Here is a 23807-nt window from a genome sequence, read left to right as displayed (position 1 = left end):
CTCTCCTATCTCGAAACGTTCGCCCCTGGACGCCTGCTTGGCGGGCAAGTGGCCGGGACTCTTTAGGAATTTCCATTCGAGGGCGGCACTATGCCCAGGGTCCGCAAGGCCGGTCAACTGAGCCTGCTCGGCCGCTGTTGACGGAAAATCAGACTGGAAAAGTGCCGCGACGCTGCGTGAAGAACGTCCGGAACATTGCCATGTCGGACCCAGGGGGTATGGGAGGAGCAGCGGTCGATTGCCTGGCCGCTCTACCTGGGACCGTCCGCCGGATCATGAGCCTCCTGCCCGAAAGCGCCAGCTTCGAAGAGCTGGTCCAGGACTACTTCCTCGCGGTGCGCGGTGCGGGGCTGATGCTGTCGGCGCTCGACACCGAGCTGTTGAACTCCTGGGCCCGCCTGGGGGTGCCCTTCCAGGTGGTGGCCCGGGGCATTGCCCGCTCCGCGGAGAAGGCCCTCTGGGATGCCCGCCCCGGGGAGCCCGTGCTGCGCAACCTCCGGGCGTGCCGTCGGCAGGTGGACGCGGAGATCAAGAAGTACCTGGCGCGCAGCGCGGGCGCGGGGCAGACGGAGTCCGAGCGCCGCAGCCCTACCTGGGAGGAGACACGGCACGCGCGCCTGCGGGCCACCCTGGAGCGGATCTCCGAGCAGTGGCCCGCCCTGGCGCCCACCGTGGAGGAGCTACAGGGCCGGGTGCTCGCCGCCGTGCCCGAGGAGCCCTCCCAGTTCGATGCGCAGGAGACGCGCGTCTTCCTGGCGCTGCTGCGCGCCCTGCCCTTTGACCAGCGGATGCCGCTGTGGCGGGCGGCGCGGCTGGAGGGGGCGGATGCCCAGGCGATGTCCCCCCGCTCGCGCCGGCTCTCGCGGCGTTTCCGGGTCCTGGTCCAGGTGCGCCGCCACCTGGGCGCGGTGGACACCTGAGCGCATGAGACCCACTGAACATCCGGCCAGCAGTTTGCCACCCCGGGGGATTGCTATGGATCGCACCGACATGGGCAACAAATTGAGTGGTGGCGCGTGCGGGATGTGCTGGGGATTGACCTATGTCGTCGCCCGGCAGGGGGACCGGGCCCAGGCGCGGATCTGCGACTGCTCGGTGACGTGCTCCGTGTGCGGCGGCCGGGGCCACATGCTCGTCCAGCGCGAGGAGACCTTCAGCAAGAAGGTGGGCGCGCGCAAGTATGAGGTGCTGGCGCCCTGCGCGTGCACGCTGCGGACGCGGCGGGTGGCGCGCTACAACGAGGTGGGCCTGCCCGGCGTGGTGGCCCACGCGAACTTCGACAACTACCGCTCCGCCAAGCCCGAGCAGGACCGGGCCCGGAGCGTGGCCATGCAGTTCTCCCACCAGTTCGACAAGAAGGGGCCCAACACGGGCTTCATCCTGAGCGGCCCGGTCGGCACGGGCAAAACCCACCTGCTGGCGGCCACCCTGGCGCACCTGGTGCTCGAGGTGGGGATGCAGGCCCGCTACGTGGAGATCTCCCTGCTCTACGCCACCATCCGGCGGGGCTTCCAGGACGGCAAGAGCGGCGGCGAAATCATCGGCCCGCTCTCCGAGGTGGAGGTGCTGGCCATCGACGAGCTGGGCAAGGGGCGCGGCAGCCCGTTCGAGATGGAGACGCTCGATGAGCTGATCGCCCGGCGCTACAACGCCAACCGCACCACCCTCTTCGCGACGAACTACTCGCTGGAGCCGGAGCGCAAGAGCGTGCGCGCGGCGAACGGCTACCACTCCACCGAGGACACGAAGAGCGCGCTGCGCGGCAACGAGCTGCTCAACGAACGCGTGGGAGAGCGCATCTACAGCCGGTTGTGCGAGATGTGCACCTTCGTCGAGCTGCCCAAGGACACCCCCGATCGCCGCCGGACCCGCCAGGAGATGGAGTCGCGGACCTCTCAGCCCGCGCTGGCGGGGCGCTCCGGCCGCTGACATCCCCTCCAGGCCCTGGGGGGCTCGCAGCGGGTCATCCGTGACTCTGGCGGGAGGGCCTCCGCAGCCCGGGACCCGACACTTCCCCCCCATCCCTTGATTCACCGTTTCGCGCGAGTCGCGCTACGCTCTGGGCAAGGGCATGGGGACCAAGGACGACGAAGTTCTGCAGGAATTCCTTCAGGAGAGCCGGGACAACCTCGCTCCGTTCGAGGCGGCCTTGCCACGCCTGGAGGGCGAGCCCCCTTCCCCGCAGCTGCTCATGGACCTCTACCGCTACATCCACAACGTGAAGGGCGCGTGCGGCTTCCTGCGGTTCGGCGGGATGGAGACGCTTGCCCGCGCGGGAGAGGACTTGCTCGAGCTGGCGCGCCAGCAGCGGCTGGTCCTGGAGCCCGGCCACCGGGCCGCCCTGGCCGCCCTGGCGGAGACCCTGCGGAAGGGGCTGGAGCGAATTGAGGCCACCGGCTCCGAGGCTGGGGCGGACGACGCGGAGCTGCTCTCGCGGCTGCGGCGGTTGCAGGAGGGGGCCTCCCCGGCGGTCCCTCCCCCCGCGCGCGCGCCCCAGGGGCGGTCATGACGCCCATCCGCATCCTCGTGGCGGATGACTCCGCGGTGGCCCGGCGGCAGATCTGCCAGATGCTCGGCACGGACCCGTCCCTGGAGGTGGTCGCGGTGGCGGCCACGGGCCGCATCACCCTGGAGAAGGTGGAGGAAGTCCGCCCGGACATCCTCGTGCTGGATCTGGCCATGCCGGACATGAACGGGCTGGAGGTGCTCAAGGTGCTGCGCAACAAGGCACCGCACCTGCCGGTGGTGATGTTCAGCGCGATGACGGAGCGGGCGGGCCCCTTCACCCTGGATGCGCTCGCGCTGGGGGCCAGTGACTACGTCACCAAGCCCTCGGCCAGCATTCCGGAGGGGGCGCCCCTAGAGCACGTCCAGGGCCAGCTCATCTCGAAGATCAAGACCCTGCACGCGCGCAACCTCCAGGCGCACGGCCCCGTGAAGCGGCCCCGCCCCATCGAATCCCCGGTGCCCATCGCCAAGCCCTCGCGCGTCACGGCGGTGGTGATTGGCGCCTCCACGGGCGGTCCCAACATGCTGACGGAGGTGCTCACCTCCCTGCCGCCCAGCTTCCCGGTGCCCATCCTCATCGCCCAGCACATGCCCCCGGTCTTCACCCGGCTCTTCGCCGAGCGGCTGGACACGCTGTGCCGGATCCGCGTCCAGGAGGCCCGCACGGGCGAGGTGCTGCGCCCGGGCCACGTGTGGATTGCGCCCGGGGATTTCCACCTGGGGCTCATCCGGGATGGGGCCGCGGTGCGGCTGCTGACCCACCAGGGCCCGCCGGAGAACTCCTGCCGGCCCGCGGCCGACGTGCTCTTCCGCTCCGCCGCGTCCGTCCTGGGCTCGGGCGTGCTGGCCGTGGTGATGACCGGCATGGGGCAGGACGGGACCAAGGGGAGCCAGGAGGTCCACGAGGCGGGAGGACAGATCCTCGTCCAGGACCCCGAGACGTGCGTGGTGGGAGGCATGCCCCGGGCGGTGATGCGCTCGGGCGTCGCGCACCAGGTGGTTCCGCTGAAGGGCCTGGGGAGCGAAATCCTCCGCCGCGTCACCCGCGCAAGTCCCCTGGGGTTCGATCTCCCCGGAAGCACCAAGTTCTAGGGCCTGCCTGCCTGCCCTGCGGGTAAGGCTCCGGGCCCTCCCAGGAAGCCGCCCGCATGGCTACTTTCTCCCTCATCGCCTCCTGCCGGAATAACGGAGGCCCGGGGTGGAAGAGATGGAAGCAATTCAGGTGCCGGCGTGGGGATGGATAGCGTTCGGGGTGCTCGTCATCGCGCTGCTCAGCATCGACCTGGTGGCCCACCGCGGCCATCACGCCACCTCGAAGCGCAGCGCCATCGCCTGGAGCATCGGGTGGATCCTCTTCGGCCTGGGCTTCGGGGTGTTTGTCTGGGTGATGTACGGCGCCGAGCCCGCCCATGAGTACCTGGGCGCCTGGCTCATCGAGAAGAGCCTGAGCCTGGACAACCTCTTCGTCTTCCTCGTCATCTTCCGGAGCCTGAACATCCCCGAGCTCGAACAGCGGCGGGTGCTGTTCTGGGGCATCTTCGGGGCCCTGGTGTTCCGGGCCCTCTTCATCTTCGCGGGCTTGGAGGCCCTGGCGCGCTGGCACGCCGTCGTCTACGTCTTCGGTGCCATCCTGCTCTTCACCGCCTTCCGGGTCGCCCGGGAGGATCCGCTCAAGCAGAAGGAGAGCAAGATGGTGGGCTGGCTGTCGCGCCGGCTGCCCGTGACGCCCACGCTGGAGGGGACCCACTTCGTCGTCCGGCACGGCGGCAAGCTCCTGGCCACCCCCATGCTCGTGGCGCTGCTCACCATTGAATTCACCGACGTGGCCTTCGCCCTCGACTCGGTGCCCGCCGCGCTGTCGGTGAGCCACGATCCCTTCATCGTCTACACCTCGAACGTCTTCGCCATCCTCGGCCTGCGCGCCCTGTACATCGCCCTGGCGCACGTCATCACCCAGCTGCGCTACCTGCACTACGGCTTGGCCGCGGTCCTGGCCTTCGCGGGCCTGAAGATGGTCATCCCCCACAACTGGGTCCATGTGTCCCCCCTGCTGTCGGTCCTCGTCATCATCGCGTGCATTGGCACCTCGATCGTGGCCAGCCTCGTGTGGAAGCACCGGCATCCCCAGCGCCCGCAGAATCCGCCCCCGGGCAAGCCCGCGCGTGCCCACTAAGCTGCGGGGGCCGTGGTGTCACGGCTTCACGGCCCTCAGCAGCGCATTGCCCGCGTCCGCCACGTAGAGCGTCCCGTCCGCGGCCACCGCCAGGCCCGCGGGCAGGACGAAGTCCGCGGTCCGGCCCTCGCCATCCTGTGAACCGAAGCGGCCCGTGCCCGCCAGGGTCGTCACCTCGGAGGGCTTGCCACCCGCGGTGAAGAGGATGCGCCGGAGGCGGTAGTTGCCCGGATCCGCCACCACCACCGAGCCGTCCTTCAGCACGGCGATGCCCAGGTAGGGCAGGAGCTGGGAGTTGGCCGGAGCACCGTCCGCGTAGCCCGGCGTGGAGCCCGCGATGACGGAGACCACCCCCTGGCGAAGCTCCAGCACGCGCGCCATGCCCGTCTCGACGACGTAGAGCGTCCCGTCCGCCGCCGCCGCCACCGCCGATGGGCGGTACATCCACTTGTCCGCCTGCACCGTCGTCACCGGGTTCCCGGGGGTGGCGAGCTCCACCCGGCGAATGACGCCGTTGCCCAGATCCGCCACCAGCAAATCACCGCCCGGCGTGAAGGCCAGCCCGGCGGGCTGGTTGAAGCGCGCCGCCTTGGCCGCGCCATCCGTCTGGCCGGGCGCCATGACCGCGCCCGCGAACACCGTCGCCGTCCCATCGGGCGAGAGGCGGCGGATGCAGTGGTTGTCCGAGTCCGCCACGTAGACGTTGCCCCAGGCATCGGCGGCGACGCCCATGGGCCCGTTGAGGCCGGTGAGAACCGTGTGGATTGCCCCCAGGGGGGAGACGCGCTTGACGGAATTGGCGAGCGCATCGGCCACCACCCATCCGCCCCCGGGCAGCACCGCCACGGCGACCGGGGCCCCCAGCTGCCCCGTCCCATCCGGGCCGTCGATGTTTCCCCGCATCCCGGCTTGCCCCGCCACGGTGAAGACGCGGCTCGCGAAGGGGCCCCGGGGCGCCACGGGCTCACGCGGCCGGAAGGACACCAGGTCCCCGGGCACGGGGCGGCCCAGCGCGCGGTAGAGCACGTTGGCCACGATGCGGGCCCCCCGGGGATCCGCGGCCTGCGTCCCCGCCAGCACCTGCACGAAGTCGATGCCTCCCGAGGAGAAGATCCACGCCGTGCCCTGCTGCCGCACCACCATCTGGCTGAAGCCAAACGCCCCCTGCAGGGACAGGGAGGGCGAGTCCGCGAGCACTTCCACGCCCGGGGGCGTCTGGCCGTTCGGGACGATGGCGTCCTGCTCGTAGCCGTTCGTCATCCAGAGGGTATCGCCCTTCTGGAGGCCCGTTCCCTCCAGCGCCCAGTGCCCCGGGTGGGTGATGACCGTCGGGAACGCGAACTGATGCCAGCGGCTGTTGAACATCACGCCAAACAGCGCGTTCTCCGGCCGGGACAGCGGCGCATCGCGGAACTTCACGGTGCGCAGCGGGCTCCGGGCGCCCACCGGCTCGCGCGAGTCGCCCTTGTAGCAGGTGATGAGGCGCCGCGGACGGCCGTCCTTCGAGGGCTCCAGCCGCACGTGCCAGTAGGCCTGATTGGCGCCGAGGTTGATGAGCGAGCGGCCCTCCGCCACGGCCTGATCCGCCCGGTCCCGGAGCGTGCCCGTCCAGTACTCGTCGTGCCCGGACAGGAACAGGACCTTGGCCGCGCTCAGGAAATCGCCGCTCGCATCGAGGTCCTCGTTGGTGACGTAGCCCACGTCCAGCCCCTGGGACTCCAGCCACTGGATGAGCCCCACGTCATCCAGCATCAGGTGCCCGGTCCCCTGCCCCCGGTAGTACGGCCGGTCGTACGAGACCTGGAACGCACGGCTGACGCCGTACTTCTTCATCACCCCGAGCTTGTCGTCGTAGAGGCTCGTGCCCCCCCAGGTGTTGTACGCCGACCACGTGGCCGTGGGGATCAGCGCCACCACCTCCGAGCGGGGGCTCTCGTCCCTCACGAAGAACGGCACGTAGCGCTGGTAGTTGTCCTCCCGGACCAGCTTCACCACGTACACGCCGCGCACCCAGTCCTCCTTCGTTTCAATCTCGAACGTGGGCGTCCACTGACAGGCCACCACCCCCGTGGCCTCCTCCGCGGGGCATGGCGGCTGCCGGGCGCCCGGAACGGCACCGCCCCGGGCGACTTCCCGCGCCCCCAGGCCGCCATAGTGGCCGAGCCGGTAGACGAACCACCGGAAGGCGCGCGGCTCGGACACGTTGACCGCCACGGGCACGCGCTGCCCCGGCGTGACCGTGGTGACGAGGGGGTAGCCCTCAATCTCTCCGTTGTGGGCGTTGCGCGTGATGCGCCAGTCCCGGGCCCCCGGCCGCTGGTTCTCCTTGAGGATGGCGGCCGCATCATAGGAGGGCGGCAGGGGCTGTTCTGGCGTGCTCCCGTTCCCCTCTCCTGGGGCCGCCGGGGGGGGAGAGCCTTCCAGCGGAGGCGTGTCGCTCCGGCTGTCCGGGGGGGCCGGGGAGAGGTGTGTTCCGCCCTCCTGGCAGCTCGCCAGCCCCAAGAAGAGGCACACCACCGCCGCCGCCGTTCCGCCCCACCGCCACCCCTGTGTCATGCGGACCTCCGCTGCCTGGAACCTCGACGGTAAGCATGTCCTCCAGGATGAGAAGCGAACCGCCTTCCAGGGGAAGCAGCGTCAACACTCCTACGCCCTCCAGGGCCAGGCCCAGGGCCGCCGCGCGCTCACGCCCCGAGAAATTCCCGGTGCAGCCGGGCCGTGAGGCGCTTCAAGCACACCTTCTCCACCAGCAACGAGAGCTGCAGGGGCGAGGTATGGATGGCATGAACCCGGGCGTCCGTCTCCTCGGCGGCCAGCAGCGCCCGGCGCAGGTGCATCCAGTCCGCGTTGATGCCCGCGCCTACACAGGTGACGGTGCCCAGCTCCTCCTGAAGGGACACGGCCTCGCCAAAGCGCATGGCCAGGTCCTTTCGCACCACCTCCAGCCCGTGCACATCCTGGAGCGGCACCGCGATGTAGGTGCGCGCCTCCCGTCCCAACAGGCCATCGAAGCTCAGCGCCCGCCCGCGCACCCCACGCGCGTCCAGGAACTCAAGCAGCTCGGGCAGCTTCACCTGCGCCGAGTCCGCCGCGAGCACCGCCATCTCCTGCTCCGCCGTCACCCCTTTGACGCGAACGTCGGGCGTGGCCGCCAGCTCTTGAATGGCCGTCCCCGTGCCCTGGCCGTGCGCCGTGCGCGCCAGGATGACGATGCCCTTGGCCTTGGCGAACTCCACCGCCTGGGCATTGAGCACCTTGGCCCCCGCGCTCGCCAGCTCCTGCATCTCGTCATAGGAGAGCGCCTCGAGCTTGAGCGCGTCCGGCACCACCCGGGGATCCGCCGAGAAGATGCCGTCCACGTCGGAGTAGATTTCACACGCCTCGGCCTCCAGCGCCGCCGCCAGCGCCACCGCCGTGGTGTCCGAGCCGCCGCGCCCCAGCGTCGTCACCTCCTTCTTGAAGGAGACGCCCTGGTAGCCCGCGACGATGACGACCTTGCCGCGCCCCAGCTCATCGAGGATGCGGTAGGGCCGCACCTCGACGATGCGCGCCTGGGAGTGCGCATCGTTGGTGATGATGCCGCTCTGGCTGCCGGTGAAGCTGATGGCGGGCACGCCCTGCTCCTGGAGCGCCATGGACAGGAGCGCCATGGAGATGCGCTCTCCACACGTCAGCAGCATGTCCAGCTCGCGCCGGGGCGGATCCGGTGAAACTTGCTTGGCCAGCGTCAGCAGCTCGTCCGTGGTGTCCCCCATGGCCGAGACCACCACCACAAGCTGGTAGCCCGCCTCCCGCTTGGCCTTCACCCGCTGGGCCACCTTGCGCAGCTTCTCCACATCGGCGACCGACGAGCCGCCGTACTTCTGGACCACGATGGGCATAAACGCTCCAAGCTCCGTTCCCGGACGGCCGTTACCTTGACACGCCGGGGAAGCCCTTCCATGACAGCTTCTCCATGCCGATGATCGAGGTCCAGAACCTCACCAAGCGCTACCGGGACCGTACCGCCATCGATCAGCTCACCTTCCGCGTCAACGAAGGGGAGGTTCTGGGATTCCTGGGCCCCAACGGGGCAGGCAAGTCCACGACGATGAAGATCCTCACCGGGTACCTTCCTCCCTCGGAGGGGACGGCCCGGGTGGCGGGGTTCGACGTGTTCGAGCACCCGCTGGAGGTGAAGCGCCGCATCGGCTACCTGCCGGAGACCCCGCCCCTGTACCCGGAGATGACGGTGCAGGGGTATCTGAAGTTCGTGGCCTCGCTCAAGCAGTTGCCCGGGCGCGGGCTGAAGGCCGAGGTGGACCGGGTGGCGGGGCTCACCGGGCTGACGGACGTGATGGGCCGCGTCCTGCAGAACCTGTCCAAGGGCTACAAGCAGCGCGCCGGCATCGCCCAGGCGCTGCTGGGCGCCCCGCCCGTGCTCATCCTGGACGAGCCCACCGAGGGGTTGGACCCGGTCCAGCGCTCGGAGCTGCGCGCCCTCATCAAGGGGCTCGCGGGCAAGCACACGGTCATCCTCTCCACGCACATCCTGCCCGAGGTGACGATGACGTGTGAGAAGGTGCTCATCATCCACCAAGGGAAGATCGCCGCCTACGAGGAGCTCCAGAAGCTGGCCACGGTGCACGGCCAGCCGGAGAGTGCCTCGCTGGAGGAGATCTTCATCAAGCTGACCGCCGCCTGAGCGGCACCGCGCGACTGTCGAGAGGACCCGCATGCGTACCGCCCTGGCGATCGCCCGCAAGGAGCTGTCCATCTATTTCACCACCCCGTGGGCCTATGCGGTCTTCACGGCGATGGTGGCCATCTCCTCGGTGTTCTTCATCAGCCTGCTCCAGGCCTTCCAGGCGGTGCAGGAGCAGGCCCGCCAGGCGGGCTGGTCCAAGCTGCCCGCGGAGGCCGCCGTCTACCGCAACCTCACGGATGGGGTGGTCATCCAGCTGTGGGGCATCGTGATGATCATCACCCTCTTCGTGGCGCCCTTCCTCTCTATGCGCCTGTTCGCCGAGGAGAAGCGCAACAAGACCTTCGAGCTGCTGATGACGGTGCCGGTGCGGCCCCTGGAGCTGGTGGTGGGCAAGTACCTGGGTGGCCTGGGCATCATCTCGGCCACGCTGGGGCTCACCCTGGTCTTCCCGCTGCTCCTGTCCGCCTTCGGGACGAGCACCTCGGGCACCGTGCTGGAGTGGCCCACGGTGCTGCTGGGGTACGTGGGGCTGCTGCTGTGGGGGGCCACCTGCATGGCGGTGGGGATGTTCCTCTCCGCGCTGACCGAGAGCCAGATGGTGGCCGCGCTGCTCACCTTCGTGGTGCTGCTGCCGTGGATGCTGCTGCGGGGCCTGGTGCAGAGCGTGGAGGAGCCCCTGCGTACCTTCATCAGCTACCTCTCCTTTGACACGCAGCTCCAGAACCTCCTGCGCGGGGTGCTGGATGTGAAGTCCCTGGTGTTCTTCCTCTCCGTCATCCTCTTCTCGCTGCTGCTCACCCACCGCACGGTGGAGGCGCAGCGCTGGGCTTGAGCCATGAACAAGGCCAACGTCGGCAAAATCCTTGGCGCGCTGGGGCTGCTGCTCCTGCTGTCCAGCCCGTTCACCCTGTTCATCACCTCCGGTTCGCTGGTCCTCACGGCCGCCAAGGCCTGCTTGGGGCTGGTGCTGCTGGGCCTCTACGCCGCCACGAACTTCCAGCAGTTCGGCCAGTTCGCCTCGCGCCGCTCCAGCCTCTTCGCCGCCTCGACGGCCGCGCAGGTCCTGGTGGCCCTGGCGGTACTGGGAGGGCTCAACTACCTGGCGTTCAAGACGAACCCCACGTGGGACTTCACCCGGGAGAAGCTCTTCACGCTGGCCCCCCAGACGCGCACCACGCTGGCCGGGCTCCAGGAGCCCGTGCGCGCCATCGCCTTCCTGCCCCCCAATCACCCCTCCTACGACGCGCTCCAGGAGCTCTTCGCGCGCTACCACGCCGAGGCGCCCGGGAAGTTCGAGTACACCTTCCAGGACCCGGTCCGGCACCCGGAGCTGGCGGCGAGGTACCAGCTCAACCCGGGCCAGACGCTGGTGGTGCTCACGCGCGGTGAGGGCGCTCAGGAGGCCCACACCCCGCTGCTCGCCATCTCCGAGCAGGACCTGACCAACGCCCTGCTCAAGCTCAACGCCGTGGGCTCCCAGAAGGTGTACTTCGTGGTGGGCCATGGCGAGTGGTCCCTGGAAGGGAATGCCGGCGCCAGCCTCACGGGGTTCCTCAAGCAGCTGATCCGGGAGGGGTACACCCCAGCGGTCCTCAACCTGGCCGGCCTGGAGGAGGTGCCGAAGGATGCCGCGCTGGTCCTCATCGCCGGCGCCAGGGCGCCCTACACGCCCCCCGAGGAGGACGTGCTGCGCAAGTACCTGGCGGTGGGGGGACGGATGCTCTACTTCGCGGAGTTCAAGGCGGAGCCCCGGCTGAACGCGCTCCTGGAGGAGTACGGCGTGGAGGTGGACAAGGGCGTCGTCGCGGATCCGCAGTTCAACGCGGGCAACCCCTACGCCCTGCTCTCCACGTTCTACGGCGAGCATGAGATGACCGCGCCCCTGCAAGCCCAGCAGCTCAACACCGGACTGCCCACCGCCCGGGGGCTCACGCTGCTGCGCCATGGGCTGGCGCCCGGGGTGAAGGTGGAGGCCGTGGTGCTCACCTCCCCCTTCGCGTGGATCGAATCCACACCCGAGGCCGACGCGACCCTCTCCGACGGGGAGAAGTCCGGCCAGATGACCCTGGTGTCGGCCAGCACGCGGGACACGAAGGCGGCGCCGGGCAAGCGCTTCGATGAGGCGCGGGTGGTGGTGATGGGAGACTCGGAGCTGCTCCTCGATTCGAACTGGGGCCACGAGGGCAACCGCAACCTGGTGATGAACGCGGTGGGCTGGGCGGCCCATCAGGTGGAGCGGATCACCGTCCGCCCGCCGGACCGCGAGGTGTCCACGCTGGAGCTCGACCCGGACATGCTGGACAAGCTCCGCTTCGTGTCCACGGACGTGCTGCCCCTGTCCCTGATGGGCCTGGGGCTCGCCATCTGGCTGTCGAGGCGCAACGCATGAGCCCCCTGACCCAGCCCCTGCGGCTCCTGTTCGCCCTCACGGTGGCCTCGGCGGGAATGAGCCTCGGGGCGTGCCAGAAGAAGTCAGGGGACGCAGCCCCGCCCCCCAAGGAACAGATCTTCGCGGCCACCGGCCCCGAGGGCGCCTCCGAGGATGGCGGTACGGCCGCGCCCGTCTTCACGCGCATCACCGTGCAGTCCCAGGGCAAAGCCACCGTCCTGGAACGCCAGGAGTCCACCTGGCACATCACCGCCCCCGTCGCGGCCCGCGCGGACAAGTGGACGGTGGACAACCTCCTCCGCCAGCTCCAGTCCGCGAAGTTCAAGAGCACCGTGACGGAGGCCCCCACGGAGGCGGACCTCCAGAAGTACGGCCTCCAGCCCCCCGTCTTCTCGGTCACGGCCCAGGCCTACCTTCCGGATGCCCGTGGGGGGGGCCAGGAGGATCCGGACCGCCAGCGGACGGTGACGTTGCACGGGGGCAACGAGAACGCCTTCGATGGCTCCGTGTACGTGCGCCGGGAGGGAGACCCGCGCGTCTACGCCGCGGACGGCTCCGTGCGCTACGCGCTGGACAAGGACCTGTACGCCCTGCGCGAGAAGGAGTTCCTCGGCGTGGAGGAGCCGTCGCTGAAGGCCCTCACCGTGACGGCGAAGGCCGGGGGCTACACCCTGGAGCAGGACGCGGACAAGGCGTGGCGGTTCACGAAGCCGTCGCCCCTTCGCGCGGACGCGGCCAAGGTCAAGAAGATGATCCAGTCGCTCCGGGAGCAGCGGGCGCTCGCCTTCCCCCCGGACACGGCCGGGGAGCGCGCGCGGCTGGGCCTGGACACGCCCCAGGTGGAGGCCCTGTTCTCCCTCACGGAAGGGGAGCCGGTGCGCGTGCGCCTCTCCCGGGTGGAAGGGCCCACTGGCGCCACGGTGTACGCCCTGCGCGAGCAAGGGCAGGAGGCCCTCCTGGCGCAGGTGCCAGAGGCCGCAGCGGCCGTGCTGACGCCAGGGATTCCCGCGCTGCGGGACACCACCGTGCTCGCCTTCCGCCGGGAAGACGTGAAGCGCCTCGTCTTCCACGGAGGGCCGGACGTTGCCCCCATCACCCTGGAAAAAACGGGCCCGGGAACAGGGCCGCTGGATGCGTGGCAGGTGGTGTCACCCCAGCCCGGCAAGGCCAAGACCCACAAGGTGGCCGCGCTGCTCAAGCTCCTCGGCACGCTCAAGGCCGCGGCCATCGGCGAGCCTGCCGCGAAGAAGTGGGCCGCCTACGGCATCACCCCCACCGCCCGGGGGGCCGTGCTCCTGGACGCGAAGGGCCGGGAGCTGGCCCGGCTGAGCCTGGGCCGTGAAGTCCCAGGCCGCAGCGAGCACGTGTACGCCCGGGGCTCGGGCGACGAAATCCTGGAGGTGGAGCAGGCACGGCTGGCGGAGCTGCCCTCACGTCCCGAGGACGTGCTGGAGGCTCCGCCCACCGCCCCGCCCTGACCGCCCGGTCAGATCTCCAGCAGCGCGAACCGCTGATCCGGGGTGTGCTTGGCCATCAAGGGCATCGCCACGTTGTAGACGGGGATGCCGCCCCGGGTCTTTCCCTCCCGGGTGCCGTGGTGCGCATGGCCATGGAACACCGCCTCGGCGCGGTAGTGGTCAATGGGCATCGCCAGACGGCTCGTCCCCAGGAAGGGCCGGATCTCGATGTTCTCGCCCTCCAGCGTCTCCGGAATGGGCGAGTAGTGCATGATGACCACCCGCTTGGGCGTATCCAGGTGGCTCATCGCGGCCTCCAGCTTGAGCGACTCGGCCACCGCCTCCTGGACGAAGGACTTCGTCTGCCCCTCGCCGAAGGCCTGCAGCGTGGCGTTGCCGAACCCGCCGCCAAAGCCCTTCACGCCGGCAATGCCCAGCACCTTCTCGAAGATGAAGTGGTCCCCATCCAGCACGTGGACCCCCACCTTGGACAGCTCCGCGCAGATGTCCTTCACCTGGCCATGCTCATAGTCATGGTTGCCCAGCACCGCGGCGCAAGGCACGCGCAGGGCGGACAGCTCCTCCGCCAGCACCTTGCCCTCCTCCAACATGCCCCGGTCCGTCAGGTCCCCACACAACAACAGCAGGTCCGCCGAGGCGTTGACCTGCTTGACGAACTGTCGGAACCGGCCGTGCTGATCCTCGCGGCAGTGAAGATCACCGACCGCTGCCAGCCGTATCTTCGAGCTCGGGTCTCGCGCCACTTTTACCTCCCTGGTGTCTCTGGTTCTCGTCCCATGCGCGGCCGTTGCGGTACCCCCAGTGGCTGATGTCCACGTGGTAGTTCACCCGCGAGATGATGTTGCCGCGGCAGATCTTCTCTTCCCAGTTGCCTTCACGCACCGTGTCCAGCGTGCGCGACATCAACTCCACCATCACCCAGTCCGGCACGCAGTCGCGCTCACACGGGTAGGCGTACCGGAACATCATCACGTGGCTGAGGAGCACCTCCCAGTACCGGTCGAAGCGCCGCATCAGGCGCTCCCAGTTCATCTGCCGGCCCATCTTGAGCAGAAGGTGGTTCACATCCGCGCCGTCGTAGCGCTCACGCTCGTTGACGAAGCACTTGGACCAGATGATCTCCTCGGCCGGTGCCACCAGGCACTCGTGGCCGAAGATCATGGTCTTCTTCGCATGCTCGAACCATTCATCGTCCACCACGGCCACGCCGTTGCCGGACGAGAAGATGAAGTCGACGAAGTACTCGCCGCAAAACGCCTTGTAGAGCCACACATCGTCGGTGCGCTCGGTGCGCCACCCGTCCAGCTCCAGAATCTCCAGCGCCTTGCCCGCGTCGCGCTTGCGCGGAAACAGGTCCAGATCCTTGGTATCGCGGTAGATGCCGGTATGGGCGGCGTAGGCGTAAGCGCCACCGACGACAAAGGGGACGCCCGCCTCGGTCAGCAACCCGATGGCACGGGCCCGCGCGTTGATCTCGTCGGGAGCCCTGGATTGCTCGGCCAGGGCCGCATCAAGGCCCATCTCCCCGGGATGGTTCGGATGGCGCTTTTCCATGAGCCAAAAGTAGGAACGGCCCCCCTGCCCGTCCTCCACCGCGCCGCGAACGCCTGGAGGGCAGGCAGCCGCCCTCCAAGTGCCCACCATCACTGGCTTTTTCCTCACTAGGACCCGGGGACAGCGGAACGCCGGCTCCGCCGGACAGGGTAGAAAGGGAACAGCACAAGCTGCTAGGCAATGCGCCCTGCCGTGTCCTCAAGCACCTTGATCGGAGTGCACCTGCCATGAAGATGAATCGGTTCCTGCTCGCGGCGGTCCCAGCGTTGGCCCTCGTGGCGTGCGGGGGCAGCTCGGAGTTCACCGCATCCCTGACGGGCGCGGCGGTGAGGCCCGAGCCGGTCACCACCAACGGCTCGGGCAGCGTGACGGTGAAGCTCGACGGCAACACCCTGGAGGTGTCCGGGCGCTTCACCCAACTGGCCAGCAACGTGAGCGCCGCCCGGCTCCGGGGCCCGGCCGATGAGAACAGCACCGCCGAGCCCCTGTGCCTCCTGGGGGCCCCCCAGGCCACCAGCGGCACGCTGACGCTGGGCTCGGGGCCGGGCTCGTGCCGGGAGTTCACGCCGAGCGACGCGCAGGCCACGGATCTCGAGAATGGCCGGTGGTACGTAACGCTGGAGAGCCGGACCCGGGAGCACGGCGAGGTGCGCGGCCAGCTCCGGAAGAAGGAGTAGTGCCCGGGAGGGCACCGTCTGTCCGCCTGGCTGCCCCTCCCTCGTATCCTTCCTTGACTCGCCCGGGCCCCCTCTTTAGGTTCCGGCACTTCCCCATCGAAGCCTGAAGGGATTCCATGGCTCGCATTACCGTCGAAGACTGCCTCCCCCTGGTGGACAACCGCTTTGCCCTGGTGCTGCTCGGCGCCAAGCGCGCCCGCCAGCTCATGGCCGGTGCCCGCCCCATCATCGAGATCTCCAAGAACAAGCCGCCCGTGCTCTCGCTGCGGGAGATTGCCACCGGCCGCGTGAAGTTCGACCGGGACGTGCGCGAGGCGCTGTCCGGGAAGTACGCCGGCGAGGAGGCCTCGAAGGCCCCCGCGGGTGGCGCGCCCAGCACCCCGGCCGTCTAGCCGCGCGTCTCCTCCGGCGGCGAGCCCGGGGGCGTGGAGTCCGCCGCGCGCAGCAGCTTCACCGCACGCGCGGCGATGGACTTCTCCCCCTTGTAGCCCAGCAGCGACACCAGCTGCGCCAGCGGCACCCAGCGCACCTCGTCCACCTCCACCCGGGGGCCCGGCGGCAGCGCTCCCAGGTCCCCCGCCTGGTACCGGAACAGGAAGAAGTGGACGCGCTTGAAGATGCGCTGTCCCCGGAACTGGTACACGTAGCGAATCTCCCCCAGCGGGGCCATCCGCGTGACGGTGAGGCCCGTCTCCTCGTGCACCTCGCGCATGGCGGTCTGCTCGGGCGTCTCGCCCGGGTCCACGTGCCCCTTGGGCAGGGCCCACAGGCTCCGCCCGTGGGGGCGGATGACGGCCACCTCCCACCCTTCCGCGTTCTCGCGGATGACGACACCTCCAGCGGACGCCTCGCGCGGCATAGCGCCGCCCACCCTACCCGAAGCGGGCCGCTTGTGTGTCACATCCCGTGCGCCATGTGGCGCAGCTTGGCCTCCGCCCCCAGCCGGTAGGCATACCGGAGATCCGTCAGGAGCCGGTCCAGCCGCCGCCCGGACACATGCCCCATCAGCCGGGTGCAAAAGGAGCGCGACAGGCGGTTGGCCTCCTCGTACCGCCAGCGCTCCTGCGAGGAGAGGCGGGGCCGGTAGGACACCCGCTCGAAGAGCCGCAGCAGCAGCTCCTCCGCCCAGGGGCGCACCCCCTCCCCCCACCGGTGCAGCAGGCACATGGCGAACTTGTCCACCTCCGCCTGGGCCTCCAGCTCCAGCAGGGACAGCGCCCGCCCGTGCGCGGCCGTGTGCACCACATAGAGGAAGTGCGAGACGCCCTCGGCGAGCTGGCAGTACCCGTCCAAATCACTGTCCAGCAGGTGGCCCACGGGGCCGGACTCGTAGGGCTTGAGCCGGTCCAGGAGCGCCGGGGACAGGTACAGGGCCACCTCCAGCTCGTCCCCGTTGCCCCCGCCGGACACCAGCAGCTCCTCCTCCGCCCGCCCCGTGGCCCCCAGCCGCACCGCGGACTCCGTGTCCACCATGAAGGTCTCTGCGCGGGCCTCGCAGGTGATGCCGTAGATGGCCGTCAGGTGCTCCTGGACGCGTCCAATCATGAGGCCCCCTTCAGTTGGACAGGTGCCCCTTGGGCATCAGCACCCCGGCATCCACCAGGACGCGCTCCAGCTTGTTGCTGCCGGTGCGCACCCACGTCTCGTACACCTTGAGCGTGCCCGAGGGGCCGCCCTGCACCATGCCGCGCGCGGCGATCTCCTCCAGCACCTCCACCAGCGCCCGGAACTTCGAGCACAGCTCGCGGTACACCTCGGCGAAGCCCGCCCCCGGGGCCATGTCCGCCAGCTGGCCGTACGCCGTGCCCCCCATCTGGATGTAGTAGTCCGGGCCCACGGCGCTGGAATTCAAGGAACTGGCGAAAAAGCCCGCCTTGTAGAGCGACACGTCGCCCAGGCGGCGGAAGGTGCGGATGCGCTCCTCGCGCTCCTGCTGGAGGGCGCGGTGGTAGAGCATGGCCAGGGGCTCGTGGTCCCTTCGCCCACCCTCCTCCTGGGTGAAGAGCTTGTCCGTGGTGGCGAACTCCGTCAGCAGGTTGACGAGGTAGAAGCCCGTGAGCTCCGCGACGACGACCTGTTGGCGGCGAATGACTTCCTCCAGGACCGTCTTGAAGAACTCCTTCAACGAAGCACCTGTCACCAGTCCACTCATGCTCATCCACCCTCCGTGCTCACCGGAAGAACCGGGGAATGAAGAAGAAGTGTAACCCCAGAGCAATTTATCCGCAAAAGCGGACACCAGTTATTCCAAGGACTTACGCTAGCAATCGAGGGGTGAGAGTGCCAATTCCGCCGCCAGGAGGACGGATGCCTGGGGGGAAAGGGAGGCGTGGACCGCCGGCCCAAAAGGCAATTGGGACGCCTATTTAGCAAAGTCCCCCCCCTTGGGTCTGACTCGCTTGACGGAGGTGGTTCCCTGGTTATTATCCCGCGCGTTTCGGACTTAGCACTCGCGGGTGATGAGTGCTAATCGCCCAGGCCCACGAGGCCTCGCAAGCCCCCGGGCGTCCAGGACCCACTGGGCGCCCCTCTGACCAGTAAGGAGACCCACCATGAAGATTCGTCCCCTGCAGGATCGCCTCATCGTCAAGCGCGTTGCCGAGGAGAACAAGACCAAGGGCGGTCTGTTCATCCCCGACACCGCCAAGGAGAAGCCGCTGGAGGGCAAGGTGGTCGCCGTCGGTAACGGCAAGATCCTGGAGGACGGCAAGGTGCGTCCCCTGGACATCAAGGCCAACGACACCATCCTCTTCAGCAAGTACGCGGGCACCGAGATCAAGATCGACGGTGAGGAGCACCTCATCCTCCGTGAGGAGGATGTGCTCGGCGTGATCGAGAAGTAATTCCCCCCCGCTCTCTTCCCTCTTTCCTAAGGATACAGACACATGGCGAAGGACATCATTTTCGACGTACGCGCGCGTGAGGCGATTCTCCGCGGCGTGAACATCCTGGCCGACGCGGTCAAGGTCACCCTGGGGCCCAAGGGCCGCAACGTCGTCATCGAGAAGAGCTTCGGCTCGCCGACGATCACCAAGGACGGCGTGACCGTCGCCAAGGAGATCGAGCTCGAGAACAAGTTCGAGAACATGGGCGCGCAGATGGTGAAGGAGGTTGCCTCGAAGACCTCCGACGTGGCCGGCGACGGCACCACCACCGCCACCGTGCTGGCGCAGGCCATCTTCCGCGAGGGCGCGAAGCTGGTGGCCGCGGGCCACAACCCGATGGACATCAAGCGCGGCATCGACAAGGCCGTCGCGGCGGTCGTGGCCGAGCTGAAGAAGATGGCCAAGCCGACGAAGGACAAGAAGGAGATCGCCCAGGTCGGCACCATCTCCGCCAACGGTGACACCACCATCGGCCAGATCATCGCGGACGCGATGGAGAAGGTCGGCAAGGAGGGCGTCATCACCGTCGAGGAGGCCAAGGGCCTGGAGACCACCCTGGACGTGGTGGAGGGCATGCAGTTCGACCGCGGCTACCTCTCCCCGTACTTCGTGACGGATCCGGAGCGCATGGAGGTCGTCCTGAACGACCCCTACATCCTCATCAACGAGAAGAAGATCTCCTCGATGAAGGACCTGCTGCCCATCCTCGAGCAGGTGGCGCGCTCTGGGAAGCCGCTGCTCATCATCGCCGAGGAAGTGGAGGGCGAGGCGCTGGCCACCCTGGTGGTCAACAAGATCCGTGGCGTGCTGAGCGTGGCGGCCGTGAAGGCGCCGGGCTTCGGTGACCGCCGCAAGGCCATGCTCGAGGACATCGCCACCCTGACGGGCGGCCGGCTCATCGCCGAGGACCTGGGCATCAAGCTCGACACCCTGACGCTGGCCGACCTGGGCCGCGCCAAGCGCATCACCATCGACAAGGACAACAGCACCATCGTCGACGGTGCCGGTGCGCAGAAGGACATCGAGGCGCGCGTGAAGCAGATCCGCGCCCAGATCGAGGAGACCACCAGCGACTACGACCGCGAGAAGCTCCAGGAGCGCCTGGCGAAGCTCGTGGGCGGCGTGGCGGTCATCAACGTCGGTGCGGCCACCGAAACCGAGATGAAGGAGAAGAAGGCCCGCGTGGAGGACGCGCTCAACGCGACCCGCGCGGCCGTCGAGGAGGGCGTGGTGCCCGGCGGCGGCGTGGCCTTCATCCGCTGCATCAAGGCGCTCGAGGCCGTGCAGGCCGTCGAGGGTGAGAAGTTCGGCGTGGACATCATCCGCCGCTCGCTCGAGGAGCCCCTGCGCCAGATCGTCGGCAACGGCGGCCTGGAGGGCAGCGTGGTGGTGAACAAGGTCAAGGAGAGCTCCGGTTCCCACGGCTTCAACGCCGCCACGGGCACCTACGAGGACCTGCTGGCCGCGGGCGTCATCGACCCGGCCAAGGTGAGCCGCACCGCGCTGCAGAACGCGGCGTCCGTCTCCTCCCTCATGCTGACCACCGAGGCGATGGTGGCCGAGCGTCCGAAGGCGGACGACGACAAGGCCTCCGCGGGCGGCGGCATGGGCGGCATGGGCGGCATGGGCGGCATGGGCGGCATGGGCATGTAGTGCCCCCTGCCCTGGCGGCCGCATCGCTGGGGTGAGCACGGCCTCCGGTTCCCTTCGTGGAGCCGGGGGCCGTTGTCTTTTCCGGGGAAAGTGGCGCCCCGCCCTCCAGGCCCTTAGTTTTCTGGCCAGAGACTGCTGCCAGAACCCTTGAGGAGGTTTGGAATGAAACCCGTGAAGATCTACACCACCACCTATTGCGGCTTCTGCGTGCGGGCCAAGGACCTGCTCAAGCGCAAGGGCGTGAATTACGAGGAGCTGGACGTCACGGGGGATGACGACATGCGCGCCAAGCTCGTGGAGATGAGCGGCGGCCAGCGCACCGTGCCGCAGATCTTCATCGGCGACACCCATGTGGGCGGCTACTCGGACCTGGCCCAGCTCGACAAGGACGGCCGCCTGGAGCCCATGCTCCAAGGCTAAGCAAGCAGGCAGCCAGGCGTTGCCTTCTGGTGCCCCTCCCGCGTGCCTAGGTTCCTGTCATCGGCAGGAACACTTTTCAGCAGGAGGTACATCATGGCTGGCAACGAGCAGCAGACCGGGACCCGGGACGAGCACTACAACCTCATCAGCGCGCTGTACCACCTGCTCGAAGGCGCCTCGACGTGCGAGCAGTACATCCGCGACGCGCAGGAGGCCGGAGATCAGGAGCTCGCCCAGTTCTTCAAGGACTGGCAGGACGAGCAGCGCAACCTCTCCGAGCGCGCCAAGAACCTGCTGGGCTCGCGCATCCTTCACGCGGGCGCGGGCATCGGGCGCACGCAGGAGGCGGCGCCGGCCAAGTCCAGCGTCAAGAGCCCCACCAACGCCAGCGTCAAATCGGGCGGCAACGCGCAGGACGATGCCGTCGATGAGCAGTCCAAGGAGTCCTTCCCCGCCAGCGACTCGCCCGCGAAGTACTAGCGCCGGAGAACCTCTCCGGTAGGGTCTGGCGTGCCGGACTCGGGATGGAAAATGGGCGGCGCGGCTCCCCCGGGGGCCTCGCTGCCCATCTGCCGTTCGCCCCGGGGGGTGCACAGGCCAAGAGTTTGTCTTGCCCCCCATGTCCCAACGCCCGTAAACAGGGCTCCCCCAGGGCGAACGGGCTCCTGCCCGCCTCCCCGGGCATGGAAGGCGAATGGCCATGACCGACAAGCCCGAAGTCACCCAGTCCGTCCAGATGGAATCCGAAGGCCGCCCCGTGCGCATCCAGGTGCGCGAGTGGACCGTGGAGGTTTCCGCCGGGCCGGACAAGAGCAAGAAGCTCACCACCCAGGACTCGCTGGTGCGCGTGGGCTCGGACCCCTCCAGCGACCTGGTCCTCACGGATCCGACCGTCAGCCGCCGGCACCTGGAAATCGAGCGCACTGCCAAGGGGCTGCTGCTGAAAGACTTGGGCAGCCGCAACGGCACGTACCTGGACGGCCGGCAGGTGTTCCAGGTGCTCCTGCAGGCCGGTGACAAGGTGCAGCTCGGCAAGACGCGGCTCACCATCAAGCCGGACACCCGCACCACCGAGGTGGAGGTGCCCTCCGGGGCGGACTCCTTCGGCTCGCTGGTGGGCACCTCCGAGCGCATGCGCCTGGTGTTCTCGGACCTGCGCCGCATCGCCCGCGAGGACATGAACCTGCTCATCGAGGGGGAGACGGGCACCGGCAAGGAGCTGGCCGCGCGCGCCGTGCACCAGCACTCCTCGCGCCGCCACGGCCCCTTCAAAGTCGTCGACTGCAACCTCATCACCGAAGAGAAGGCCGAGCGCGAGCTGTTCGGCTCCATGCGCTCCGTGGAGGATGGGGACAAGGGCGGGCGCGGCGTCTTCGAGGCCTCCCAGGGCGGCACCCTCTTCCTGGACGAGGTGGGCGAGCTGCCCCTGGCGCTTCAGCCCAAGCTGCTGCGCGTGCTGGAGCGCCGCGAGGTGCCCACGCTGGATGGCGGCGCGGTGCCCGTGAACGTGCGCGTCATCGCCTCCACCCACCGCAACCTCGAGGAGGATGTGCGCCAGGGCCGCTTCCGCGCGGACCTGTACTTCCGGCTGGCGGTGGCCCGCGTGCGCCTGCCGCCCCTGCGCACCCGGCGCGAGGACATTCCGGTGCTCTCCCAGTCCCTGCTGGACTCGCTGAAGTCCTCCTTCGAGCTCACCCCGCAGACGATTTCCCTGTTCGAGGGCTACGAGTGGCCCGGCAACGTGCGCGAGCTGCGCAACGTGCTGGAGCGCGGCGCGCTCATGCAGGAGACGGGCAACACGAGCTGGCTGGACTTCATGGCCCAGCCGCCCCAGAAGAGCGAGGGCCCGCCGCCCACCAGCGTGGGCGCGCTCGTCACGGGGATGAACTACCACGAGGCCAAGGACCGCGTGCTGGCTGACTTCGAGCGCCTCTACTTCGCCGAAGTCATGAAGGAGGTGGGCTTCGACATGAAGACCGCCGAGCAGCGCACCGGCCTGTCCATGCAGAGCCTCTACCGGCTGTTGAAGAAGAACGGCTTGCGCCTCAAGGACCTCAAGAACGCCGAAGGTCTTGATAAGTAGGCGCCGCACGCAGTCTCAATTGGAGGGGTACATACCTATGTTGCGCCGACTCGCCGTAGCCTCCGTCCTCGTCACCGCCGCCTGCGCGGGCCAGCAGAAACCCGCCGCGGGCAGTGCGCCCGTCAGCAAGGAAGAGCGCACCCGCATCTCCAACCAGCCTTCCTTCGACGTGGCCACCTGCAAGCCCCACCCCGTCACGTTGCTCCAGCCCCCCAACCAGGTGTACCTCGTGGGCGCGCTCATCTCGGCCCGGCCGCAGATCATGGAGTGCCTGGTGGGCCCGGCGAGCCGCTCGGGCGCGGAGTCGACCCAGGTCACCGTGAAGACCCGCCTCACCCCCACGGAGGCCGCCCACGCCGTCTCCGGCACCAACCTCACCCCCGAGGGCCAGAAGTGCATCCAGGACGCCATCAACGCGCACGTCCCGGTCCAGCCGCTCGCCCAGGGCGCGCAGCCGCTGGAGGCCACGGCCGAGTTCATCCACGAGCGGAACAACCGGACCACCGTCACGATGGGCCTCAACGAGGGCTCGGACTTCTCCGCCGCCGTGCGGCTCGCCCAGCCCCAGTGGTGTGAGTGCTACGCCACCTACGCCACCCAGGCCCCTCCCCTGCTCAACGCTCGCATCAAGCTGACGCAGGCCTCGCAGACGCCCGCCGAAGTCACGTTCGAGCCCAGCGGCAGCACCGAGGGCGATCAGCTCGCCGCGTGCCTGAAGGAGAAGATTGCCGCGCTGCCCGCGAAGACCGCCTCGCAGGAGCTGACGTTCCCCTACCGCTTCGTCCACTTCAACTCCCAGGCCACCGAGGCCAGCGCCTCCATGCCGGCAGACCTGCGCTTCCTGCAGCAGGAGCTGGTGCGCAACCAGCGCACGGCGAACACCGCCCTGGCCATCGGCGCACGTGAGAACGCGGCCGCCGTCTACGAGGTGCTCGCCAACAAGTACCGGGAGAACCCCCGGAAGAACTACACCCTCATCCCCCAGCTGCGCGAGAAGTGCGCCGCGCTGGAGACGGCCGCCCAGGCCTGGGTGACGGCCGTCGAGGCCCAGCTCGCTGGGGACCAGCAGACCCTGACGCTCATCCAGGAGCTCAAGGCCAAGGACCCGGCCTGGACCGACGCGGAGACCGCCGCCCAGACCGCGCTGAGCAAGACCCAGGCGGACCTCCAGACGGCCCAGAAGGGCCGCCAGGACGACGCCAACGTCTGCAAGCCGCTCAAGTAGCCCCGGCGGGCAGCCGCTGAAAACGGCGAAGGCGCGGGACCCAGCCGGGGCCCGCGCCTTTTTCATGCCCGGGAG

At 68.9% G+C, this 23807-nt stretch carries 24 protein-coding genes; 17 read left to right on the top strand and 7 right to left on the bottom strand.

The features are described 5' to 3' along the window. Positions 1-275: 275 nt before the first annotated feature. The 5 genes from KY661_RS32600 (at position 276) to KY661_RS32580 (ending at position 4681) form a co-directional block, all read left to right on the top strand. Positions 276-920: a hypothetical protein gene (locus KY661_RS32600; protein ID WP_225413920.1), complete on the top strand. Its 645-nt coding sequence runs from the start codon at positions 276-278 to the stop codon at positions 918-920. 55 nt (positions 921-975) lie between these two features. After that, positions 976-1929, top strand: a complete 954-nt coding sequence (locus KY661_RS32595) for an ATP-binding protein (protein ID WP_225413919.1) — start codon at positions 976-978, stop codon at positions 1927-1929. A gap of 142 nt (positions 1930-2071) precedes the next feature. Next, positions 2072-2509 carry an Hpt domain-containing protein gene (locus tag KY661_RS32590; protein WP_225413918.1) on the top strand — a complete coding sequence of 146 codons (438 nt, stop codon included), beginning with the start codon at positions 2072-2074 and terminating at the stop codon, positions 2507-2509. Next, positions 2506-3600, top strand: a complete 1095-nt coding sequence (locus KY661_RS32585) for a protein-glutamate methylesterase/protein-glutamine glutaminase (protein ID WP_225413917.1) — start codon at positions 2506-2508, stop codon at positions 3598-3600. Before KY661_RS32590 ends, KY661_RS32585 begins: the two co-directional genes overlap by 4 nt. 115 nt (positions 3601-3715) lie before the next feature. Continuing rightward, positions 3716-4681 carry a TerC/Alx family metal homeostasis membrane protein gene (locus KY661_RS32580; protein ID WP_225413916.1) on the top strand — a complete coding sequence of 322 codons (966 nt, stop codon included), beginning with the start codon at positions 3716-3718 and terminating at the stop codon, positions 4679-4681. 18 nt (positions 4682-4699) lie between these two features. Here the strand turns inward: KY661_RS32580 and KY661_RS32575 are convergent, their stop codons facing one another. Both KY661_RS32575 and KY661_RS32570 read right to left on the bottom strand, forming a co-directional pair. Beyond that, positions 4700-7237, bottom strand: a complete 2538-nt coding sequence (locus KY661_RS32575) for a N,N-dimethylformamidase beta subunit family domain-containing protein (RefSeq protein WP_225413915.1) — start codon at positions 7235-7237, stop codon at positions 4700-4702. A gap of 128 nt (positions 7238-7365) precedes the next feature. Then, positions 7366-8562 (bottom strand): aspartate kinase, encoded by a 1197-nt coding sequence (locus KY661_RS32570; RefSeq protein WP_225413914.1) that lies wholly within the window; start codon positions 8560-8562, stop codon positions 7366-7368. Positions 8563-8636: 74 nt separating this feature from the next. On the opposite strand from KY661_RS32570, the gene KY661_RS32565 reads away from it, so the two are divergent. Genes KY661_RS32565 through KY661_RS32550 form a run of 4 tightly spaced genes read left to right on the top strand, consistent with a single transcriptional unit; the run spans position 8637 to position 13235 of the window. Then, on the top strand, positions 8637-9365 hold the full coding sequence (locus KY661_RS32565; RefSeq protein ID WP_225413913.1) for an ABC transporter ATP-binding protein: 729 nt from the start codon (positions 8637-8639) through the stop codon (positions 9363-9365). A gap of 31 nt (positions 9366-9396) precedes the next feature. Next, positions 9397-10200 (top strand): ABC transporter permease, encoded by an 804-nt coding sequence (locus tag KY661_RS32560; RefSeq protein WP_075011265.1) that lies wholly within the window; start codon positions 9397-9399, stop codon positions 10198-10200. A gap of 3 nt (positions 10201-10203) precedes the next feature. Then, complete coding sequence (locus KY661_RS32555; protein ID WP_225413912.1) at positions 10204-11757, top strand: GldG family protein; 1554 nt, start codon at positions 10204-10206, stop codon at positions 11755-11757. Further along, positions 11754-13235, top strand: coding sequence for a DUF4340 domain-containing protein (locus KY661_RS32550; RefSeq protein WP_225413911.1), 1482 nt, complete (start codon positions 11754-11756; stop codon positions 13233-13235). The genes KY661_RS32555 and KY661_RS32550 overlap by 4 nt, the downstream gene beginning before the upstream one ends. 8 nt (positions 13236-13243) lie before the next feature. On the opposite strand, the gene KY661_RS32545 is transcribed toward KY661_RS32550, so the two are convergent. Together KY661_RS32545 and KY661_RS32540 are read right to left on the bottom strand one after the other, a co-directional pair. Further along, positions 13244-13948 (bottom strand): metallophosphoesterase family protein, encoded by a 705-nt coding sequence (locus KY661_RS32545; protein WP_075011286.1) that lies wholly within the window; start codon positions 13946-13948, stop codon positions 13244-13246. After that, entirely contained in the window at positions 13932-14756 is an 825-nt protein-coding gene (locus KY661_RS32540) for a nucleotidyltransferase (protein ID WP_225413910.1), read from the bottom strand. The genes KY661_RS32545 and KY661_RS32540 overlap by 17 nt, the downstream gene beginning before the upstream one ends. Before the next feature lie 260 nt (positions 14757-15016). Between KY661_RS32540 and KY661_RS32535 the strand changes: the two genes are divergently transcribed. Together KY661_RS32535 and rpoZ are read left to right on the top strand one after the other, a co-directional pair. Then, positions 15017-15466 carry a CHRD domain-containing protein gene (locus KY661_RS32535; RefSeq protein WP_225413909.1) on the top strand — a complete coding sequence of 150 codons (450 nt, stop codon included), beginning with the start codon at positions 15017-15019 and terminating at the stop codon, positions 15464-15466. A 116-nt stretch (positions 15467-15582) separates the two neighbouring features. Next, positions 15583-15858: a DNA-directed RNA polymerase subunit omega gene (gene rpoZ, locus KY661_RS32530; RefSeq protein WP_075011260.1), complete on the top strand. Its 276-nt coding sequence runs from the start codon at positions 15583-15585 to the stop codon at positions 15856-15858. On the opposite strand, the gene KY661_RS32525 is transcribed toward rpoZ, so the two are convergent. The 3 genes from KY661_RS32525 to KY661_RS32515 are packed head-to-tail and all read right to left on the bottom strand — an operon-like array spanning position 15855 to position 17618. Continuing rightward, entirely contained in the window at positions 15855-16325 is a 471-nt protein-coding gene (locus KY661_RS32525) for an NUDIX hydrolase (protein WP_225413908.1), read from the bottom strand. The two genes, rpoZ and KY661_RS32525, sit on opposite strands and share 4 nt — an antisense overlap. Before the next feature lie 38 nt (positions 16326-16363). Further along, positions 16364-17011 (bottom strand): hypothetical protein, encoded by a 648-nt coding sequence (locus KY661_RS32520; RefSeq protein ID WP_225413907.1) that lies wholly within the window; start codon positions 17009-17011, stop codon positions 16364-16366. 10 nt (positions 17012-17021) lie between these two features. Next, positions 17022-17618, bottom strand: coding sequence for a hypothetical protein (locus KY661_RS32515; RefSeq protein WP_177241580.1), 597 nt, complete (start codon positions 17616-17618; stop codon positions 17022-17024). A 400-nt stretch (positions 17619-18018) separates the two neighbouring features. On the opposite strand from KY661_RS32515, the gene groES reads away from it, so the two are divergent. The 6 genes from groES (at position 18019) to KY661_RS32485 (ending at position 23732) form a co-directional block, all read left to right on the top strand. After that, on the top strand, positions 18019-18309 hold the full coding sequence (groES, locus tag KY661_RS32510; RefSeq protein WP_002615502.1) for a co-chaperone GroES: 291 nt from the start codon (positions 18019-18021) through the stop codon (positions 18307-18309). A gap of 42 nt (positions 18310-18351) precedes the next feature. Beyond that, complete coding sequence (groL, locus tag KY661_RS32505) at positions 18352-20004, top strand: chaperonin GroEL (protein ID WP_225413906.1); 1653 nt, start codon at positions 18352-18354, stop codon at positions 20002-20004. A gap of 162 nt (positions 20005-20166) precedes the next feature. Further along, complete coding sequence (grxC, locus tag KY661_RS32500) at positions 20167-20424, top strand: glutaredoxin 3 (protein ID WP_225413905.1); 258 nt, start codon at positions 20167-20169, stop codon at positions 20422-20424. A gap of 93 nt (positions 20425-20517) precedes the next feature. Then, positions 20518-20904, top strand: coding sequence for a hypothetical protein (locus tag KY661_RS32495; protein ID WP_225413904.1), 387 nt, complete (start codon positions 20518-20520; stop codon positions 20902-20904). Positions 20905-21124: 220 nt separating this feature from the next. Further along, positions 21125-22507, top strand: a complete 1383-nt coding sequence (locus KY661_RS32490) for a sigma 54-interacting transcriptional regulator (RefSeq protein ID WP_317987321.1) — start codon at positions 21125-21127, stop codon at positions 22505-22507. A gap of 37 nt (positions 22508-22544) precedes the next feature. Further along, entirely contained in the window at positions 22545-23732 is a 1188-nt protein-coding gene (locus KY661_RS32485; RefSeq protein WP_225413902.1) for a hypothetical protein, read from the top strand. The last annotated feature ends 75 nt before the right edge of the window (positions 23733-23807 follow it).

Source organism: Allostigmatella hybrida, from assembly GCF_020103775.1.
Classification (GTDB): Bacteria; Myxococcota; Myxococcia; order Myxococcales; family Myxococcaceae; genus Hyalangium; species Hyalangium aurantiaca.
Note: the sequence above shows the minus strand (reverse complement) of the source record. Positions and strands in the feature narration are given on the sequence as shown.

Coding starts and splice junctions, on each gene's coding strand:
- KY661_RS32585 (WP_225413917.1), top strand. CDS start 2,506: ATGACGCCCATCCGCATCCTCGTGGCGGATGACTCCGCGGTGGCCCGG.
- KY661_RS32555 (WP_225413912.1), top strand. CDS start 10,204: ATGAACAAGGCCAACGTCGGCAAAATCCTTGGCGCGCTGGGGCTGCTG.
- rpoZ (WP_075011260.1), top strand. CDS start 15,583: ATGGCTCGCATTACCGTCGAAGACTGCCTCCCCCTGGTGGACAACCGC.
- KY661_RS32590 (WP_225413918.1), top strand. CDS start 2,072: ATGGGGACCAAGGACGACGAAGTTCTGCAGGAATTCCTTCAGGAGAGC.
- KY661_RS32570 (WP_225413914.1), bottom strand. CDS start 8,562: ATGCCCATCGTGGTCCAGAAGTACGGCGGCTCGTCGGTCGCCGATGTG.
- KY661_RS32540 (WP_225413910.1), bottom strand. CDS start 14,756: ATGGGCCTTGATGCGGCCCTGGCCGAGCAATCCAGGGCTCCCGACGAG.
- groES (WP_002615502.1), top strand. CDS start 18,019: ATGAAGATTCGTCCCCTGCAGGATCGCCTCATCGTCAAGCGCGTTGCC.
- KY661_RS32595 (WP_225413919.1), top strand. CDS start 976: ATGGATCGCACCGACATGGGCAACAAATTGAGTGGTGGCGCGTGCGGG.
- KY661_RS32535 (WP_225413909.1), top strand. CDS start 15,017: ATGAAGATGAATCGGTTCCTGCTCGCGGCGGTCCCAGCGTTGGCCCTC.
- KY661_RS32515 (WP_177241580.1), bottom strand. CDS start 17,618: ATGAGTGGACTGGTGACAGGTGCTTCGTTGAAGGAGTTCTTCAAGACG.
- KY661_RS32485 (WP_225413902.1), top strand. CDS start 22,545: ATGTTGCGCCGACTCGCCGTAGCCTCCGTCCTCGTCACCGCCGCCTGC.
- KY661_RS32525 (WP_225413908.1), bottom strand. CDS start 16,325: ATGCCGCGCGAGGCGTCCGCTGGAGGTGTCGTCATCCGCGAGAACGCG.
- KY661_RS32495 (WP_225413904.1), top strand. CDS start 20,518: ATGGCTGGCAACGAGCAGCAGACCGGGACCCGGGACGAGCACTACAAC.
- KY661_RS32550 (WP_225413911.1), top strand. CDS start 11,754: ATGAGCCCCCTGACCCAGCCCCTGCGGCTCCTGTTCGCCCTCACGGTG.
- grxC (WP_225413905.1), top strand. CDS start 20,167: ATGAAACCCGTGAAGATCTACACCACCACCTATTGCGGCTTCTGCGTG.
- KY661_RS32600 (WP_225413920.1), top strand. CDS start 276: ATGAGCCTCCTGCCCGAAAGCGCCAGCTTCGAAGAGCTGGTCCAGGAC.
- KY661_RS32580 (WP_225413916.1), top strand. CDS start 3,716: ATGGAAGCAATTCAGGTGCCGGCGTGGGGATGGATAGCGTTCGGGGTG.
- KY661_RS32575 (WP_225413915.1), bottom strand. CDS start 7,237: ATGACACAGGGGTGGCGGTGGGGCGGAACGGCGGCGGCGGTGGTGTGC.
- KY661_RS32520 (WP_225413907.1), bottom strand. CDS start 17,011: ATGATTGGACGCGTCCAGGAGCACCTGACGGCCATCTACGGCATCACC.
- KY661_RS32560 (WP_075011265.1), top strand. CDS start 9,397: ATGCGTACCGCCCTGGCGATCGCCCGCAAGGAGCTGTCCATCTATTTC.
- KY661_RS32490 (WP_317987321.1), top strand. CDS start 21,125: ATGACCGACAAGCCCGAAGTCACCCAGTCCGTCCAGATGGAATCCGAA.
- KY661_RS32565 (WP_225413913.1), top strand. CDS start 8,637: ATGCCGATGATCGAGGTCCAGAACCTCACCAAGCGCTACCGGGACCGT.
- groL (WP_225413906.1), top strand. CDS start 18,352: ATGGCGAAGGACATCATTTTCGACGTACGCGCGCGTGAGGCGATTCTC.